Source organism: Pyrinomonas methylaliphatogenes, from assembly GCF_000820845.2.
Classification (GTDB): Bacteria; Acidobacteriota; Blastocatellia; order Pyrinomonadales; family Pyrinomonadaceae; genus Pyrinomonas; species Pyrinomonas methylaliphatogenes.
The window spans coordinates 65,001-80,180 of record NZ_CBXV010000008.1 but is presented as its reverse complement, the minus strand read 5'-3'; the positions used below and the strand labels follow the sequence as shown (position 1 = coordinate 80,180).

The following is a 15,180-nucleotide window of genomic DNA, read 5'->3' as shown; positions in this document are numbered from 1 at the left end:
TGATCGGAAAACTATTCAACGAGGGGTATTCTTTGACCGCGATTCGGGGGCGAGGGAGGCGATGAGACGAACGTTCGCCATCGTTTTGGCTTTATCCGCGCTTGTGAGTGCGGCTTGGGCACAGCAGGCGCAGCCGAAGGTCGTCAGCGGCATCACGCCTAACGGCGTCATCGGCGAGGTGCAAGCGGTGGATGCTGTCGGCAAGAAACTGATCGTGCGCGCCGATGGGACAGGGGAATTGGTCACAGTCTTGCTCGATGATGCGACGAGATTTGTGCGCACGCGGCCCGGCGCGACGACGCTCGAAGGGGCGACCGCGATCACATTGGCCGATATCAGCATCGGCGATCGCGTCTGGGCGCGTGGGCGCGTCGCGGATGATCGCAAATCGGTTCCGGCGCGTGCCGTCATCGTCATGACCAAAGCCGATATCGCGGAGAAGAGGGAGCGGGAACGTGCCGAGTGGCGCCAGCGAGGGATCGTCGGGACTGTGACGGCGATCGATCCGGCCAAGCGCGAGATCACGATTCAAGCGCGATCCTTCGGTGGTCCGCAGACGGTGGTCATCGAAGCTGGACCAACGGTGAAGTTCCGCCGGTACGCCCCCGATTCGGTGAAGTTCGACGATGCCAAACCGAGCGCGTTTGAAGAGATCCAAGTCGGCGATCAATTGCGCGCCAAGGGCGACCGCAGTCCCGATGGAACGCGATTCAAAGCTGAAGAGGTCGTTACGGGCTCTTTCCGCACGGTGTTCGGAACGGTCGTCTCCGTAGATCAGACGAGCAAGGAGATCAAGATCAAGGATCTACAGTCGCAGCAGGTCCTGACGGTCGTGACGAGCAAAGACGCTTTGTTGCGGCGCATCCCGCCCGAGTTCGCTAATTTCCTCGCGCAGCGCGCCAACGGTCAAGCTGGCGGTGGGATGGGCCAGTGGCGGAATAGACCTGAGGGCGCGCGCCCGCCGCGCGAGGGCATGGCTGGTCCACCGCAACAGGGCGGGCAAGGCGGGCCAGGCGGTGGCCCTCGCATGATGCGCGGGGGGATGGACATCCAAGACATGCTCGAGCGTTTGCCCGCGCTCGAAGTTTCGGAGTTGAAACCGGGCGATCTGATCGTCGTTTCGAGCACTAAGGGGAACGATCCATCGCGGCTGACGGCGGTGACGGTCGTCGCCGGATTGGATGCCCTGTTGCCTACTTTGCAGAATCGGGCTGCGTCCGGAAGGCTCGGATCCGGAATGGATCTCGGTCTGCCGGGCGGATTGTTGGATTTCGGCATCGGCTTGCCGTAGCGGCAGGTGTCGGGTCATCGAACCTCGTCAATTAAAAATCTTGCGGAAATACTTTTTTGAGAGTTAGGTCATCATGTATCGTTCGGTTTTGTCTCAGCGAGTCGTTTTAATCCTAGTCTTATCCTTGCTCTTTCAACCTCTCGTCTTCGCGCAGCAACGGACGGGCGCGTTGCACGGTCAGGTGCTAGATGAACTCGGCGCCGTGATCGTCGGCGCCACCGTGACAGTGACGGATGCCAACGGCGCGATCAAGACGGCGACGACTAACGATGAAGGGCAGTATACCGTCGCTGGGTTGCCCCCAGGGCGGTACACGGTGATGGTGATAGCACAGGGTTTCAACCCATATCAGAACGATGCCGTTGAGATCGGGCCGGGCCAGCGCGTGGAGCTGAACGTGAAGTTGAGCGTCTCGCTCGCGCAGCAGCAGGTCAACGTCACGGCAGAGGCTCCGATCAGCACTGAGCCGGAGAATAACGCGGGCGCGATCGTCTTGCGGGGGCAAGACCTAGAGTCGTTGCCGGATGATCCGGATGAGCTGGCCGAAGCGCTGCAAGCGCTCGCTGGTCCAGCCGCGGGGCCGAATGGCGGGCAAATATTCGTCGATGGCTTCTTGGGCGGGCGCTTGCCTCCCAAAGAATCGATCCGCGAGATCAGGATCAATCAGAACCCATTCTCCGCCGAGTTCGATCGCCTCGGGTTCGGGCGGATAGAGATCTTGACGAAACCGGGGACCGATCATCTCCGCGGGCAAGCCTTCTTCAACTTCAACGACGAGAGTTTGAACGCGCGCAATCCGTTCGCGCAGAATCGCCCGCCGTATCAACGGCGTCAGTATGGCGGGAACGTCAGCGGGCCGCTCATCGCCAAGAGAGCTTCCTACTTCTTCGATTTCGAGCGGCGCGAGATCGATGACAATGAGGTCATCAACGCGACCGTGCTCGATCCGACGACGCTCGCGCCAACGCTCTTCGCGCAGAGTTTATTGGCTCCGCAACGGCGGACGACCTTCAGCCCGCGGATCGATTACCAGTTGAATCAATCGAACACTCTCGTCGCGCGCTACACTTTCGAACAAGCGAGCAGTAAGAACCGAGGCATCGGGGGATTCAGCCTCCCTTCGCGCGCCTTCACTTCGGAGAACACCGAGCATACGCTGCAGCTAACCGAAACGGCGGTCATCAATCAGAAGGTGGTCAATGAGACACGTTTCCAGTTCATCCGCGAAGACCAACGACAATTGGGAGATAACTCCGTTCCGACGATCAATGTGTTGGGATCATTCATCGGCGGCGGATCGCAGGTCGGCCAAGCCTCTAACGTTCAGAATAGATGGGAATTGCAAAACTACACCTCGTGGGCTTGGGGACGTCATGCGCTCAAGGCCGGAGCACAGATCCGCCATGTGATGATCGATGATATATCGCCGCAGAATTTCGGCGGGACCTTCACCTTCACGGGCGGCTTCGGCCCTGAGCTCGATGCCAACAATCAAATCGTGCTTGGGCCGGACGGTCAACCGGTCATCGTCCCGATCTCGTCGCTTGAGCAGTATCGGCGGACCCTTCTGTTCCAGCGTTTGGGTTACACGCCAGCGCAGATACGGGCGCTCGGCGGCGGCGCGTCGCAGTTCACTTTGTCAGCTGGCAATCCCGAAGCGAGCGTCAGCCAGACGACGCTTGGAGCTTTCATTCAGGACGACTGGCGGGTGCGGCCCGATCTGACGTTGAGCTTCGGGTTGCGTTACGAGAATCAGACGAACATCCATGACAATTTGAATTTTGCGCCGCGGTTTTCGTTTGCGTGGGCGCCTGGGGCGAATCAAAGCGGGCGCGCGCGGACGGTGATTCGCGGCGGGTTCGGCATCTTCTACGATCGGATCGGCGAGAATCTGGTGTTGCAGGCGCGGCGGTTCAACGGGGTGAACCAGCAACAGTACATCGTGCGCAATCCGGATTTCTATCCGAATGTGCCGCCCATAACCGATTTGACGTCAGCGCGCGTGCAGACGGCGGTGTGGCGTGTGGCGGATGACATCGAAGCGCCTTACACGATGCAGGCGGCGATCGGCGTTGAACGGCAGTTGACGAATAGTTTGACGCTGGTTGTCAACTACATCGGGACGCGAACGCTGCACTTGCTGCGGGCGCGGAACATCAACGCGCCGTTGCCGGGAAGCGGCCTGCGGCCCTTTGGGGATGTTGGGAACATCTTCGAGTATGAATCGAGCGGGCGGCTTAATCAGAACCAGTTGTTCGTCAATCTGCAGAAACGTTTCAGCCGCAGCGTGAGCTTCTTCGCCTCATACATCTTCGGCAAAGCGATGAGCGACACGGATGGGGCTGGTTCGTTTCCCGCGAATCAGTATGATCTGAGCGGCGAGTATGGGCGGGCGAGTTTCGACATCCGTCATCAGTTCAGGTTCTTCGGGAATTTCACCTTGCCGTGGAACGTGCGCGTCAGCCCGTTCGTCATCATACGTTCCGGTTTGCCGTTCAACATCACGACCGGACGGGACACGAACGGCGACACACTGTTTACGGAGCGCCCAGCTTTTGCGACGGATCTATCGCGTCCGAGCGTGCGGATCACGCCGTATGGGGCGTTCGATTTGGATCCTTTGCCGGGGCAACCGATCATCCCACGCAATTATGGCGAAGGGCCGGCTTTCTATACGGTCAATCTGCGCTTGAGCAAAACCTTCGGCTTCGGCTCCGCGCCTGAAACGGCGCAGAACGGAGCGGGGCAGGGAGGCGAGCCGCGCGGCGGTGAACGGCGTGGTGGCGGCGGGCGCGGAGGGGGCCGCTTCGGCGGACCGTTCGGCGGCATGGGTGGCGTCTTTGGCGGTGAAGGCACAGAGAAGCGTTACAATTTAACCTTCTCGGTCTTTATAAGCAATCTCCTTAACACGAACAATAAGGGGACGCCGATCGGCAACTTGAGTTCGCCGCTTTTCGGGCAATCCAACTCTTCCGCTGGCGGGTTCGGATTCGGTCCGGGCGGTGGGCCGGGCGGCGCGCGTCGCGTGGAGTTACAAGTGAGATTCAGTTTCTGACGCTCTACCTCCCATCGTCGTTTGAGCGAGCGCATCCTCAGCCTCGACGCTCATCGCTATTCAATTTGGCGCATCCCTCATGAGGGATGCGCCTTTTTGTTGTCGGCTCGCCTTTCGAGACAGTCAAGCTCCCTGGACCAGGGCGCGCAGCGATTGCGTGTAAGGCGGGCGCGCCACCCCTTTGTCGGTGATGATGGCGGTTATAAGCTCATTCGGCGTGACGTCAAAGGCCGGATTGTAAACGTCGATCCCTTCGGGCGCGATTCGTTGATCGCGCAGTTGTGTGACCTCGCTCGGGTCGCGCTCTTCGATGGGGATCTGATCGCCCGAAGGGATCGATAGATCTATTGTCGAGATGGGCGCGGCGACGTAGAAAGGGATGTTGTGCTCTTTGGCTAGCACCGCGACCATGTAGGTGCCGATCTTGTTCGCCGTGTCGCCATTAGCCGCGATGCGATCGGCGCCAACGACGACTGCGCTCACCTTGCCCTGTTTCATCACGTGGCCGGCCATGTTATCCGTGATGAGCGTGACGGGGATGCCATCTTTAGCCAGTTCCCAAGCCGTAAGGCGCGCTCCTTGCAAGAAGGGGCGCGTCTCATCGGCGATGACGGCGACTCGCTTGCCCGCATCGCGCGCGCCGCGAACCACGCCGAGCGCCGTCCCGTAATCTCCACCTGTCGCTAGCGCTCCAGCGTTGCAATGTGTGAGGACGGTAGCGCCATCGGGGATCAACTCGGCCCCGAAACGCCCGATGGCGCGATTGGCCGCCAGATCCTCTTCGTGAATGGCGCGAGCTTCGGCGATCAGGCGCTGTTTGATCTCTTCAACATCGGAAGTTTCGCTCTTGGCTTTTTGAAACGCTGCGCGCATCCGCTCGATGGCCCAGAAGAGATTGACTGCCGTCGGTCGCGTTCTGCTCATGGTTTCGCAGATATACTCGAAATCCTCTTCCAGGTCCGCGACCGATGTGCCGATCGATTGTTTCAAACCAAGCGCGATCCCCATCGCTGCTGCGATGCCGATCGCTGGCGCACCGCGCACGACCATTTGACGGATGGCATCGGCCACTTCTTCGTAAGAGCGAAGCTTCAGATATCTCTCTTCGGCGGGCAGCAGACGCTGGTCGAGCATGATGATGCCATCCGCTGCCCATTCGACGGGTTTGATCATTCCAACTCCTCGCGGGACGAAGGTTCAGAGCGCTACGATCTTAACGAAAATCGCGAAGCGCGGGCAAATCGAAGGCGGCGACGGTTTGGGCGAGATCCTCTTGAAGAAGGGGAGAGAGGCGACGATTATTGGGCGAGCCGCAGCTCGCCCAATAATCGGTCTGATTCTTCATGTCGTTTCCGCCGTGCGGCCCACTTCAGCTTTGGTTAAAAAACCGCCGATCAGGAAGACTATGCCAAGCAAGATGTGGACCACATGGTCCATCACCCCGAGTTCGAGCGTGCCCGGTAGAACGCGCCACAAGCGCGCATCTTGGCCCATGCCGGCCATCGCTGAGATCGTCGGCACGCCTGGACCACCCAAGGCGAAACCTATCAGCCCGAGCAGCAAGTAGATGGCCCCGAAGATGAGGCAGAAGAGCCGTGCGCCCGAAAGCGTCCCACCGAAGCCGAAATAGAGGGCGATGGCGCCTGAGATGATGTGGATGAGATTGTGCGCTAGGCTCAGGTGTGTGCCGAGAAATCCATGCGAGACGAATCCGATCAGCCCGACAAGGATGAACACCACACCGAGAACCTTTGAGATCGTCTTTGCCATAGGTTTTAGCCTCCTCAGTAACGGGATTGTTACTGCTTCTGGATCGCCAGCATGCGGTGCATCGTTCAAAGATTACGTAGATGCACTGCGGTTCGGATTCTCGCTGCCAGCCTCCGCAAGGAAGGCGGCAGAAAGTCAAACGGCGCTTTACGGGGTCGGCTACATTCTAGCACCAAAACGGTGATCTGCTACCCGGGCAAATTCATTTGGCCTCAAGATGGGTGGTGCTATAATTTTCACAACGATGTGCGTGATCGGAGAGGGGAGAGCCATGTTTCGATCGGCGCTGAGATGGGCCCTGTCGCTCACTTTATGCGTGAGCCTTTGCTCGACCGCGGCAGCCTACACCATTGTGATGCGCGATGGGCGAAGGATCGAGATCCCGGACCGCTTCGTCGTCACCGCGACGGCTTTGACCTATGAGGCTGGTCCCGGCATTCAGGTCACCGTGCTCCTTTCAAGCATCGACATCGAGGCGACGGAGCGAGCTAACGGCGAGCCTGCTGGAAGCTTGTTGCATCGCGCGAGATCGAGCGGGTCATCAACGTCAAAGGTCGCGCAGCGTGCGGCGAAGACTTTGACCAATGAGGAGATCGATCGCGCCAGACGAGCGCGTGGACAGGCGCCGATCGAAAGGAGTGAGGCCCAGCTTTCGGATGTAGAGCGAGAGAACGAAGCTGAGGCGCGCCGTTTGTTGGCCGAAGCGGAGCGGCGCGATCAGGAGCGCGCGCAACAGGAAGCGTACTGGCGCGAACGCGCCCGCGCTCTACGCGAACAGATCGCGGCGATCGATGGGGAGCTCAGCTACTGGATCGAGCTTTTGAACGGACTGCCGGCGCTCCCTTCAGGCATCATCGGCAGCGTCACGACGGTCGTCGGCGTCCCCTTGATCCCGCTTTTCCCGGTCGTCGGCGGAGCGGTGACGCCCCCACGTCCATCGATGCCTCGCTTCGCTACTGGACCAGCGATCGCCCCCGCCCCGCCTTCGCCGCCTCGTGCGATCATTCCCCAAGCGCCGTCTCTGACGCCCATAAGTCCCGTGCTCGGCGCGCCGCTCATAAGGTTTCCGGCGCATCGAATCATCGTGCCAACCTTCATCTCCGTCGTTGCGCCTTTCAATCAATCCTTCTACTATGATCGCGCCAGCATCATCGCACGCATTCAACAGCTCGAGGCGATGCGCGCGGCGTTGACGGCGCAATGGCGTGTGCTCGAAGATGAGGCGCGGCGCGCTGGCGTGCCGCCCGGCGCACTGCGCTGAAGTCATCGCGCTCGACATGAGGAATGATCCTTATTGAAATTTGGTGGTGTGAGAAGTGAGAAACGATTGGGAAGCGGTCATCGGTTTAGAGGTTCACGCGCAGCTTAGCACCGAATCGAAGATCTTCTGCGGTTGTTCGACGCGCTTCGGCGACGAGCCGAACGCGAACACGTGCCCGGTCTGCTTGGGCTTGCCGGGCGCGCTCCCCGTGCTGAACCGGCGGGCGGTGGAGTTGGCGGCGCGCGCGGCGCTCGCGCTCGGGTTGCGGATCAATCGCCGGTCCATCTTCGCGCGCAAGAACTACTTTTATCCGGATCTTCCGAAAGGCTACCAGATTTCGCAGTATGATCAGCCTTTCTCCGAGCACGGCGAGCTTGAGATCATGACCGCCGTGCGCGACGCCGAGGGGCACGCGCGCGAATGGCGGCCCAAGAAGATTCGCATCACGCGCCTTCATCTGGAAGAGGATGCGGGCAAGAACATGCACGAGGGTTTGCCCGACACGGATCGTTACTCTTACGTTGACTTGAATCGCGCGGGCACGCCGCTCATCGAGATCGTCACCGAACCCGATTTTCGCTCTTCTTGGGAGGCTTACGATTACGTCAATCATGTGCGCCAGACCTTGCGCTGGATCGGGGCGTCGGATGCCGACATGGAGAAGGGCAACCTGCGATGCGAAGCGAACGTCTCTGTCAGGCGCAAAGGCGAAGAGCGGTTCGGGACCAAAGTCGAGTTGAAGAACCTGAACTCCGTTCGTTTCATGCAGCGCGCCATCGAGTATGAGATCGAACGGCAGATCGGCGTGCTCGAAAGTGGCGGCAGTGTCGTACAAGAAACGCGACTGTGGGATGATCGCGCGGGCGAGACGCGCCCGATGCGCTCGAAAGAAGAAGCGCACGATTACCGCTACTTCCCGGAGCCGGATCTTCCGCCGCTCGTCGTTACCGATGAGTTCATCGCGCGCGTGCGCGCCGAGATGCCGGAACTGCCGAGCGCGCGCCGACAGCGGTTCATGGACCAGTATGGGCTTGCGTTCAACGATGCCGCGCAATTGACGACTGATCGCGCGCTGGCCGATTACTTCGAGCGCGCGGCGCAAGCGGCAAACAACGCGCGCGCGGCGGCCAATTGGGTGCGCACGGAACTGCTGCGCGAACTCGAAGCTTCGAAGACGGAGGTCGAAAGCTGCCCGATCACGCCCGAAAACTTGGGCGCGCTCATCCGTCTGATCGACCAAGGGCGTATCAGCGGCAAGCAGGGCAAAGAGGTCTTCGCCGAGATGTTCGCCACCGGCAAATCGGCTGAAGAGATCGTGCGCCAGCGCGGCCTCGAACAGGTGAGCGATGTGGCCGAGATCGAACGATTGGTCGAGCAGGCCATCGCCGCCAACCCGAAACAGGTCGAACAGTACCGTGCCGGCAAAGAGGGGTTGCTCGGTTTCTTCGTCGGCCAAGTGATGAAGGCTTCGCAGGGCAGAGCCAATCCCAAGATCGTCAACGAGCTTTTGCGCGCGAAGCTGAATGGATGATCCTTTCGCCGGGGCGGATGCTAAGTCAGTGGGCGACGGATCGGACGGATTCGCCTGCTCACAGTTGACTTCGTTCGTCGGTTCTCTCAACCTTTCAAGCATCTGCCGGTTTGAAGGGCAGCGATTTCAGTCGCAAATGAGCATTTAACGCTTTATGGGGGAAAGGGGCTAGCATGGGTTTGCAGGGTAAATCGGCAATCGTCACGGGAAGCACTAAGGGAATCGGGCGCGCCATCGCCGAGGCGTTGGTGCGCGAGGGCGTGAACGTCTGCGTCAGCGCGCGGCACGGCGACGAGGTCGAGCGCGCGGTCGCCGAGTTGAGCGAGATGGGAGAAGCGCGAGTGACCGGCGCCGTTTGCGATGTGCGTGACTACGAAGAAGTGAAAGCCTTGATCGCACACGCGGTGGAAGAGTTCGGCGGGCTCGATATCTTGGTGAACAACGCTGGCATCGGGCACTTCGCGCGCGTCGAAGAGACCTCGCCCGAGGATTTTCGCGCCGTTTTGGAGACGAACCTCTTCGGCGTTTTCTACTGCTGCCGCGAAGCGATCCCGCACATGAAGCGGCGCGGCGGCGGCTACATCATCAACATCTCGTCGCTTGCGGGCAAGAACGCGCATCCGCAGATGGCCACATACAACGCTTCGAAGTTCGGGCTAAACGGATTCAGCGAAGCTTTGATGCAAGAGGTACGGCACGATGGCATCAAAGTGAGCTACATCATGCCCGGTTCGGTCAACACCTATTTCGGCGGCGATCAGCCGAGCGCGGAGAAGAGCTGGCAGCTTCAGCCTGAAGACATCGCGCGCGTCGTCATCGATCTGCTCCATCACGACGAAAGGAGCTTGCCGAGCGCAATCGAGATCCGCCCGAGCCGCCCGCCGAAGAAGTAGCCGTATGCGAGCGGTGGTCCAGCGCGTCAAGCGCGCGTCGGTGCGCGTCCGCGAGAGAACAGTCGGAGAGATCGGCCAAGGTCTACTCGTCTTGCTGGCCGTCGCGCGCGATGACGCGGAAGCGGACGTCAATTACATGGTCGAAAAGATCATCGGTCTGCGCATCTTCGATGATGCGGAAGGGCGCATGAATCTTTCGGTCAAAGAGACGGGCGGCGCGCTCTTGGTCGTCTCGCAATTTACGCTCTATGGCGATGTGCGCCGCGGCAAGCGCCCTTCGTGGAGCGAAGCAGCGCCGCCCGAGATCGCCGAGCCGCTGTACGAAAGGTTCGTCAGCGAAGCGCGAAAGATCCTGCCGCGAGTCGAGACGGGGAGCTTCCGACAGATGATGGAAGTCGAACTCGTCAACGATGGGCCCGTGACGATCCTGCTCGATAGCCGAAAGCTCTTCTGATCGCTTGAAGGTCAGGCACGTCTCCGCGGGGGCGGCGCTTCCAAACGACCTGTCACCGATATTCCGCGCGGGTCTCGATCAGCAGATCATCTCATCGCTGGTCCAACGCTTCTTGCGTAGGCTCTCTTCGGTCCAGAAACCGCGGCGCAGTTCGATGCGCGGCGCGGCGGAACCTTCCGGTCGCAAGACGACGGTTACGACATCGTAACGGTAGCTAGCTTCTTGTAGGCCGAACAGCCTTCGATAGACGCGCGCCGCGCGCGTGATCTGTCGCCTTTTGCGCAGATCGACGTTCACCTCGGGCGGGGCGAAGCGATCCGAGACGCGCGTTTTGACTTCGACGAAGCAGAGCGTATTGCCGTCGTAAGCGACGAGGTCTATTTCGTTGTGGATGAGCGCGCCGCGCCTGTTCCGTCCGACCGGGAGCTTGAAGTTCGAAGCGACGAGCCTGTAGCCGATGCGCTCAAGATACGCGGCGGCGAGCTCTTCGCCGCGTCGTCCGATGTCCAAATGACCGAGATCGGCCCTTTCGTTCGGTCCTTTGTCGGAAGGTTCCGCGTCGATTCTCCTCCGTTCCATCGGCGAGCGCTGCAAGATCCGTCGCAGCATATTCATGACTTGCGCGATCCACGCATTCGATCCCGACTTTTGTGGGGGCCGAGGTTTCATCGTTTCGCTCGCTCTAATTCGGCTATTCATTTTAGCCGATTCGCGGATGGCCGGGATCGGAACGAGAGCGCGCGCCTTGTCTCTTCTTCTTTTGGCAGGCTAAACTTCCGTGTTTTGGGAAGATGACGGCGAAAACGCAGATCGAGCGTCGGGGGTTGCCGCTTGTCGCCATCATCGGGCGCCCGAACGTCGGGAAATCGACGCTCTTTAATCGCTTGATCGGTCAACGGCGGGCCATCGTCGGCGACGAACCCGGCATCACGCGCGACCGCATCTATGGTGAAGCGGAGTGGGCCGGTCGTCGGTTCGCCGTCGTCGATACGGGCGGCATCGTGCCCGATGACGATGCGGTGATCCCGGCGAACATCTTCAAGCAGGCGGATGTGGCGATCAACGAGGCCGATGCGCTCGTCTGGGTGGTGGATGTGCGCGCTGGCGTCACGCCGCTTGATGAGGAGCTGGCGCGTCTGTTGCGCGCGACCGGTAAACCGGTCTTCGTCGCCGCCAACAAGGCCGATGCGCAACGGGTCGATGCAGAAGCGCTGGAGTTTACGCGCTTCGGATTCGAGCAGGTCTTCCCCGTCTCGGCGGAGCAGGGGTTGGGCACGGGCGAACTGCTCGATGCGCTGATCGCGCGGCTCGACTTCGCGGTTGTGGCTGAGGAAGAGGGCGATCGCGGAAGAGAGATCCGTTTGGCGATCATCGGGCGGCCCAATGTCGGTAAGTCCTCTTTGTTGAATCGCCTGCTCGGCGAAGAGCGCGTCATCGTCTCGCCCGTGCCGGGGACGACGCGCGATGCTGTAGACACGCTTCTCGAGCGCGATGGCCAGCGCTTTCGTTTGATCGATACGGCGGGCATACGACGGAAGGGAAAGACCGAAGAGATGGCCGAAACGCTTGCGGTCATCATGGCGCGCAAGAGTTTGGAACGGGCCGATGTCGCCGTGCTAGTCATAGATGCCACGGAAGGGCCGGTCGCGCTCGATGCCAACATCGCCGGTTACGCCTACGAATCCGGCTGCTCGATCATCATCGCCGTCAACAAATGGGATGCTGTGCCGAACAAAACCGAGCGCACAGCCGCGGAGTTCGAACGCGCCGTGCGCGAGCGGCTGAAGTTTCTCGATTGGGCGCCGGTCGTGACGGTTTCGGCTCTGACGGGGCAACGCGTCGAACGTCTTTTGGCCTTGGCCGAAAGGGCGTGGCAGGCGCGCCACTTCCGCATCCCGACCTCGCAACTGAACGAGTTCTTCGAGCGCAACATCGCGCCGTTCGGCGCGGACGTGCGCGGGCGTGGCGGCGGTCGGCTGCGCGTGCAGTATGTGACGCAGGCGAGCGTCAATCCGCCGACCTTCGTCGTCTTCACGGCAGGCGGACGGCCCGGTCTGCACTTCTCCTACGAACGTTACCTCGAAAACCGCATCCGCGAAGAGTGGGAGTTCTTCGCGACGCCGATTCGCATCGTCGAACGCCACCGCAGCGCGCGAAAGAAGAGAAGATGAGGCTTGCGCGGGACCGTGCCGATCCGACTTTGGCGAGGTTGAAGCGTTTGACGAGCTCGGCGAAAAGGCAGATCTAGTCTGCGCATAGAGGATCTCCAAACGCGAGTTGAAGCGTTTGACGAGATCGGGCCCATGATCGTCAACCGGTGTTTCGCAAGATGAGCGCGCAACCGATAATCTGGCAGACGTTGGCGCAGGATGAAGGCGCGCGCGCTGGCATCTTACGAACGCGCCGCGCGACCATCGAGACGCCCGTCTTCATGCCCGTCGGCACGCTCGGTTCGGTCAAGGGCGTCCGTTTCGAGGCGCTCGAAACGGAACTCGATGCGCGCATCATCCTCGCCAACACCTATCACCTTTACTTGCGCCCCGGCGTCGAATTGATCCGCGCTTGCGGCGGGTTGCATCGCTTCATCGGTTGGGAGCGCGCCATGCTGACCGATTCCGGCGGTTTTCAAGTCTGGAGCCTGAGCGGGCTGCGCCGCGTGACGGAAGAGGGCGTCGAATTCCGTTCGCACATCGATGGGAGCCAGTGTTTCCTTTCGCCCGAGATCGCGATGGAAGCGCAGGCGGCATTGGGCGCGGAGATCGTCATGGCGTTCGATGAGTGTCCGCCCGGCAAGTCTTCCCTCGAAGAAGCGCGGCGCAGCATGGAGTTGACGCTGCGTTGGGCGCAGCGTTCGCGCCGTCGTTTCCTCGAATTGCAGCGCGAGGGGGCCGATGCGGGGCGCACGCAAGAACAAGATCTTTTGAGCGGGGCGCAAGCGCAGTTCGGCATCGTGCAGGGCGCCATCCATCTTGATCTGCGACGCGAGAGCTTAGCGCGCACGGTCGAGATCGGATTCGAGGGGTACGCGCTCGGCGGATTGAGCGTCGGCGAGGAGAAGGGCGCCATGTACGAAGTGCTAGCTGAGATCGCGCCGCTCATGCCAGCGGATAGGCCGCGCTATTTGATGGGCGTCGGGACGCCCGAAGATCTATTGGAAGCCGTAGCGCATGGCATCGACATGTTCGATTGCGTCCTGCCGACGCGCACCGCACGGAACGGTTTGGCTTGGACTTCGCGCGGGCGCTTGAATGTTAAGAACGCGCGTTGGGCGCGCGACACCAAGCCGCTTGACGAAGAGTGCGCATGTGCAGTCTGTCGTCGCCATTCGCGCGCTTATTTGCGGCATCTTTATCTTGCGGGCGAGATGCTCGCCGCGATCCTCTTGACGCATCACAACCTGTTCTTCTTCCTTGACACCATGCGGCGCGTAAGGCAATCTATCCGATCAGGCTGTTTCTCTCGTTTTCGCCAAGAATTTCTAGAGCGCTTCAATGCGGGACTGGACTGAAGGCGCGTCCGCCGCTTGACTCGTCGCGATGAATTCCGTTCGGAAGAAGGTCATACTCTGATGAGCTCATATCTCGCTCTGTTTTTGCAGCAAGGACAACAGCCCGGGCTGGGCGGTTTCCTCATCTCGCTGCTCCCGTTCTTCATCATCCTCGGCATCTTCTACGTGCTGATCATCTTGCCGCAGCGCCGTCGATACCGCGAGCTGCAACAGCTCATCGCGAATCTGAAGGTCGGCGATCGCATCGTCACGACCGGCGGGATCATCGGCACGGTGACCGCTGTGCGCGATAAAACGCTCCTCGTGCGCACGGCGGAGAAGTCTATTCTGGAGATATCTCGTTCAGCCGTTGCCGGATTGCATAACGACGAAGAGAGAGCTCGATCGTGATCGTTCATCTCGAGGTACGCTTCTCGCCATGAGGAAGGATTTGACACAGCGCGTCGTCATCATCGCCATCATCACCGTCATCGCCATCTACGTCGTCTTCGGCCCGCACCATCGTCCGACGTGGCGCGATTTCACGTTGGCGGGCATCAGGCAGAATCTGGCGGAGAACATCCATCTCGGGTTGGACCTGCGCGGCGGCTCGCATCTCGTCATGCAGGTCAAGACCGAGGAGTATCTGAAGCGTCTGACCGAGAACACGGCGATCGGCGTGCAGAACGCCGCTAAGGATGCCGGCATCGGCGTGCGACAGGTGCGCCCCGAGGTGAACGGCGACGATTATCGCGTCGTGCTCGAACTGGAGGATGCGTCGAAGGCGAGCGATGCGCGTTCGCAGATCGAGAGGAAGGTCGACTTGAACGGTTGGACCGCTTCCGTCTCCGGCAACACCGTAACTTGGACGCTGACGGCGGCGGCTAAAAGGACGCTCAGCGACCAAGCGGTCGAACAGGCGCTGCGCATCATCGAGAGCCGCATCAACTTGCTCGGCGTGACCGAGCCGACGCTGCAACGGCACGGCGCCCCCGAATCGCACCAGATACTTCTGCAGATGCCGGGCGTGCAGGACCCGGAGCGGATCAAGGCGATCTTGGTCGGCGAATCGCGCCTGGAATTGATGCATGTCATCAGTCCGCCGAATCCTTCGCCCGTACAGACATACGCGACCAAGGAGGAGGCGATTCAGGCGCTCGGCGGCACGGTCCCATCGAATCGTCAGGTCCTCCCTTACACCGAGCGCGAGGAGCCAACTGCGACGGGAGAGAAGCGGGCGCAACGTTGGGTGATCGTCGAAACCCCGGCGATCATCGATGGGAGCGAGTTGCGTAACGCCGAGGCCGTTTCACGCACCGGGAGAAGCGACGATTACCAAGTCGCTTTCACTCTCAAACCTTCAGGCGCGGAGAAGTTCGCGCGCTGGACCGGCGCGAATATCAACCAGTATCTGGCTGTCGTGCTGAACGGTGAAGTC

At 60.7% G+C, this 15,180-nt stretch carries 13 protein-coding genes (1 of these 13 cut by a window edge); 10 read left to right on the top strand and 3 right to left on the bottom strand.

Annotated elements, in window-relative coordinates; translation table 11 throughout:
• The first annotated feature begins 61 nt into the window (after positions 1 to 61).
• Positions 62 to 1,291 (top strand): hypothetical protein, encoded by a 1,230-nt coding sequence (locus tag PYK22_RS11555; protein ID WP_041977491.1) that lies wholly within the window; start codon positions 62 to 64, stop codon positions 1,289 to 1,291.
• A 73-nt stretch (positions 1,292 to 1,364) separates the two neighbouring features.
• A complete protein-coding gene (locus tag PYK22_RS16795; RefSeq protein ID WP_060635599.1) occupies positions 1,365 to 4,346 on the top strand; it encodes a TonB-dependent receptor in 2,982 nt (993 codons plus the stop codon).
• A gap of 123 nt (positions 4,347 to 4,469) precedes the next feature.
• Here the strand turns inward: PYK22_RS16795 and mtnA are convergent, their stop codons facing one another.
• Together mtnA and PYK22_RS11540 are read right to left on the bottom strand one after the other, a co-directional pair.
• Positions 4,470 to 5,519, bottom strand: coding sequence for an S-methyl-5-thioribose-1-phosphate isomerase (mtnA, locus tag PYK22_RS11545; RefSeq protein ID WP_041977489.1), 1,050 nt, complete (start codon positions 5,517 to 5,519; stop codon positions 4,470 to 4,472).
• Positions 5,520 to 5,687: 168 nt separating this feature from the next.
• Positions 5,688 to 6,116: a DUF4383 domain-containing protein gene (locus PYK22_RS11540; RefSeq protein WP_157770843.1), complete on the bottom strand. Its 429-nt coding sequence runs from the start codon at positions 6,114 to 6,116 to the stop codon at positions 5,688 to 5,690.
• A gap of 271 nt (positions 6,117 to 6,387) precedes the next feature.
• Here PYK22_RS11540 and PYK22_RS11535 point away from each other — a divergent pair, with 271 nt between their 5' ends.
• The 4 genes from PYK22_RS11535 to dtd all read left to right on the top strand — a co-directional run bounded on the left by PYK22_RS11535 (position 6,388) and on the right by dtd (position 10,255).
• Positions 6,388 to 7,377 (top strand): DUF4670 domain-containing protein, encoded by a 990-nt coding sequence (locus PYK22_RS11535; RefSeq protein WP_157770842.1) that lies wholly within the window; start codon positions 6,388 to 6,390, stop codon positions 7,375 to 7,377.
• 55 nt (positions 7,378 to 7,432) lie between these two features.
• Positions 7,433 to 8,908, top strand: coding sequence for an Asp-tRNA(Asn)/Glu-tRNA(Gln) amidotransferase subunit GatB (gatB, locus tag PYK22_RS11530; protein ID WP_041977487.1), 1,476 nt, complete (start codon positions 7,433 to 7,435; stop codon positions 8,906 to 8,908).
• Between the two features lie 173 nt (positions 8,909 to 9,081).
• Positions 9,082 to 9,801, top strand: a complete 720-nt coding sequence (locus PYK22_RS11525; protein ID WP_041977485.1) for an SDR family oxidoreductase — start codon at positions 9,082 to 9,084, stop codon at positions 9,799 to 9,801.
• Between the two features lie 4 nt (positions 9,802 to 9,805).
• Positions 9,806 to 10,255 (top strand): D-aminoacyl-tRNA deacylase, encoded by a 450-nt coding sequence (gene dtd / locus PYK22_RS11520; protein WP_041977483.1) that lies wholly within the window; start codon positions 9,806 to 9,808, stop codon positions 10,253 to 10,255.
• A gap of 78 nt (positions 10,256 to 10,333) precedes the next feature.
• On the opposite strand, the gene PYK22_RS11515 is transcribed toward dtd, so the two are convergent.
• Positions 10,334 to 10,864 carry a YraN family protein gene (locus PYK22_RS11515; protein ID WP_211197687.1) on the bottom strand — a complete coding sequence of 177 codons (531 nt, stop codon included), beginning with the start codon at positions 10,862 to 10,864 and terminating at the stop codon, positions 10,334 to 10,336.
• 182 nt (positions 10,865 to 11,046) lie between these two features.
• On the opposite strand from PYK22_RS11515, the gene der reads away from it, so the two are divergent.
• The 4 genes from der to secD form a co-directional block, all read left to right on the top strand.
• Positions 11,047 to 12,426, top strand: coding sequence for a ribosome biogenesis GTPase Der (der, locus tag PYK22_RS11510; protein ID WP_041977481.1), 1,380 nt, complete (start codon positions 11,047 to 11,049; stop codon positions 12,424 to 12,426).
• A gap of 158 nt (positions 12,427 to 12,584) precedes the next feature.
• Positions 12,585 to 13,763 carry a tRNA guanosine(34) transglycosylase Tgt gene (gene tgt, locus PYK22_RS11505; RefSeq protein ID WP_041977479.1) on the top strand — a complete coding sequence of 393 codons (1,179 nt, stop codon included), beginning with the start codon at positions 12,585 to 12,587 and terminating at the stop codon, positions 13,761 to 13,763.
• A 60-nt stretch (positions 13,764 to 13,823) separates the two neighbouring features.
• Positions 13,824 to 14,153 carry a preprotein translocase subunit YajC gene (gene yajC / locus PYK22_RS11500; RefSeq protein ID WP_041977477.1) on the top strand — a complete coding sequence of 110 codons (330 nt, stop codon included), beginning with the start codon at positions 13,824 to 13,826 and terminating at the stop codon, positions 14,151 to 14,153.
• Between the two features lie 28 nt (positions 14,154 to 14,181).
• Positions 14,182 to 15,180, top strand: partial view of a protein translocase subunit SecD gene (gene secD, locus PYK22_RS11495; protein WP_041977473.1) — the 5' portion only. It continues 675 nt past the right edge of the window; only the first 999 of its 1,674 coding nucleotides appear in the window; the start codon lies at positions 14,182 to 14,184; the stop codon falls past the right edge of the window.

Bases quoted from the DNA above. Each gene is read 5' to 3' on its own strand.
- yajC (WP_041977477.1), top strand. From the start codon at position 13,824: ATGAGCTCATATCTCGCTCTGTTTTTGCAGCAAGGACAACAGCCCGGG.
- PYK22_RS11535 (WP_157770842.1), top strand. From the start codon at position 6,388: ATGTTTCGATCGGCGCTGAGATGGGCCCTGTCGCTCACTTTATGCGTG.
- dtd (WP_041977483.1), top strand. From the start codon at position 9,806: ATGCGAGCGGTGGTCCAGCGCGTCAAGCGCGCGTCGGTGCGCGTCCGC.
- PYK22_RS16795 (WP_060635599.1), top strand. From the start codon at position 1,365: ATGTATCGTTCGGTTTTGTCTCAGCGAGTCGTTTTAATCCTAGTCTTA.
- mtnA (WP_041977489.1), bottom strand. From the start codon at position 5,519: ATGATCAAACCCGTCGAATGGGCAGCGGATGGCATCATCATGCTCGAC.
- PYK22_RS11555 (WP_041977491.1), top strand. From the start codon at position 62: ATGAGACGAACGTTCGCCATCGTTTTGGCTTTATCCGCGCTTGTGAGT.
- PYK22_RS11525 (WP_041977485.1), top strand. From the start codon at position 9,082: ATGGGTTTGCAGGGTAAATCGGCAATCGTCACGGGAAGCACTAAGGGA.
- PYK22_RS11515 (WP_211197687.1), bottom strand. From the start codon at position 10,864: ATGCTGCGACGGATCTTGCAGCGCTCGCCGATGGAACGGAGGAGAATC.
- der (WP_041977481.1), top strand. From the start codon at position 11,047: ATGACGGCGAAAACGCAGATCGAGCGTCGGGGGTTGCCGCTTGTCGCC.
- PYK22_RS11540 (WP_157770843.1), bottom strand. From the start codon at position 6,116: ATGGCAAAGACGATCTCAAAGGTTCTCGGTGTGGTGTTCATCCTTGTC.
- tgt (WP_041977479.1), top strand. From the start codon at position 12,585: ATGAGCGCGCAACCGATAATCTGGCAGACGTTGGCGCAGGATGAAGGC.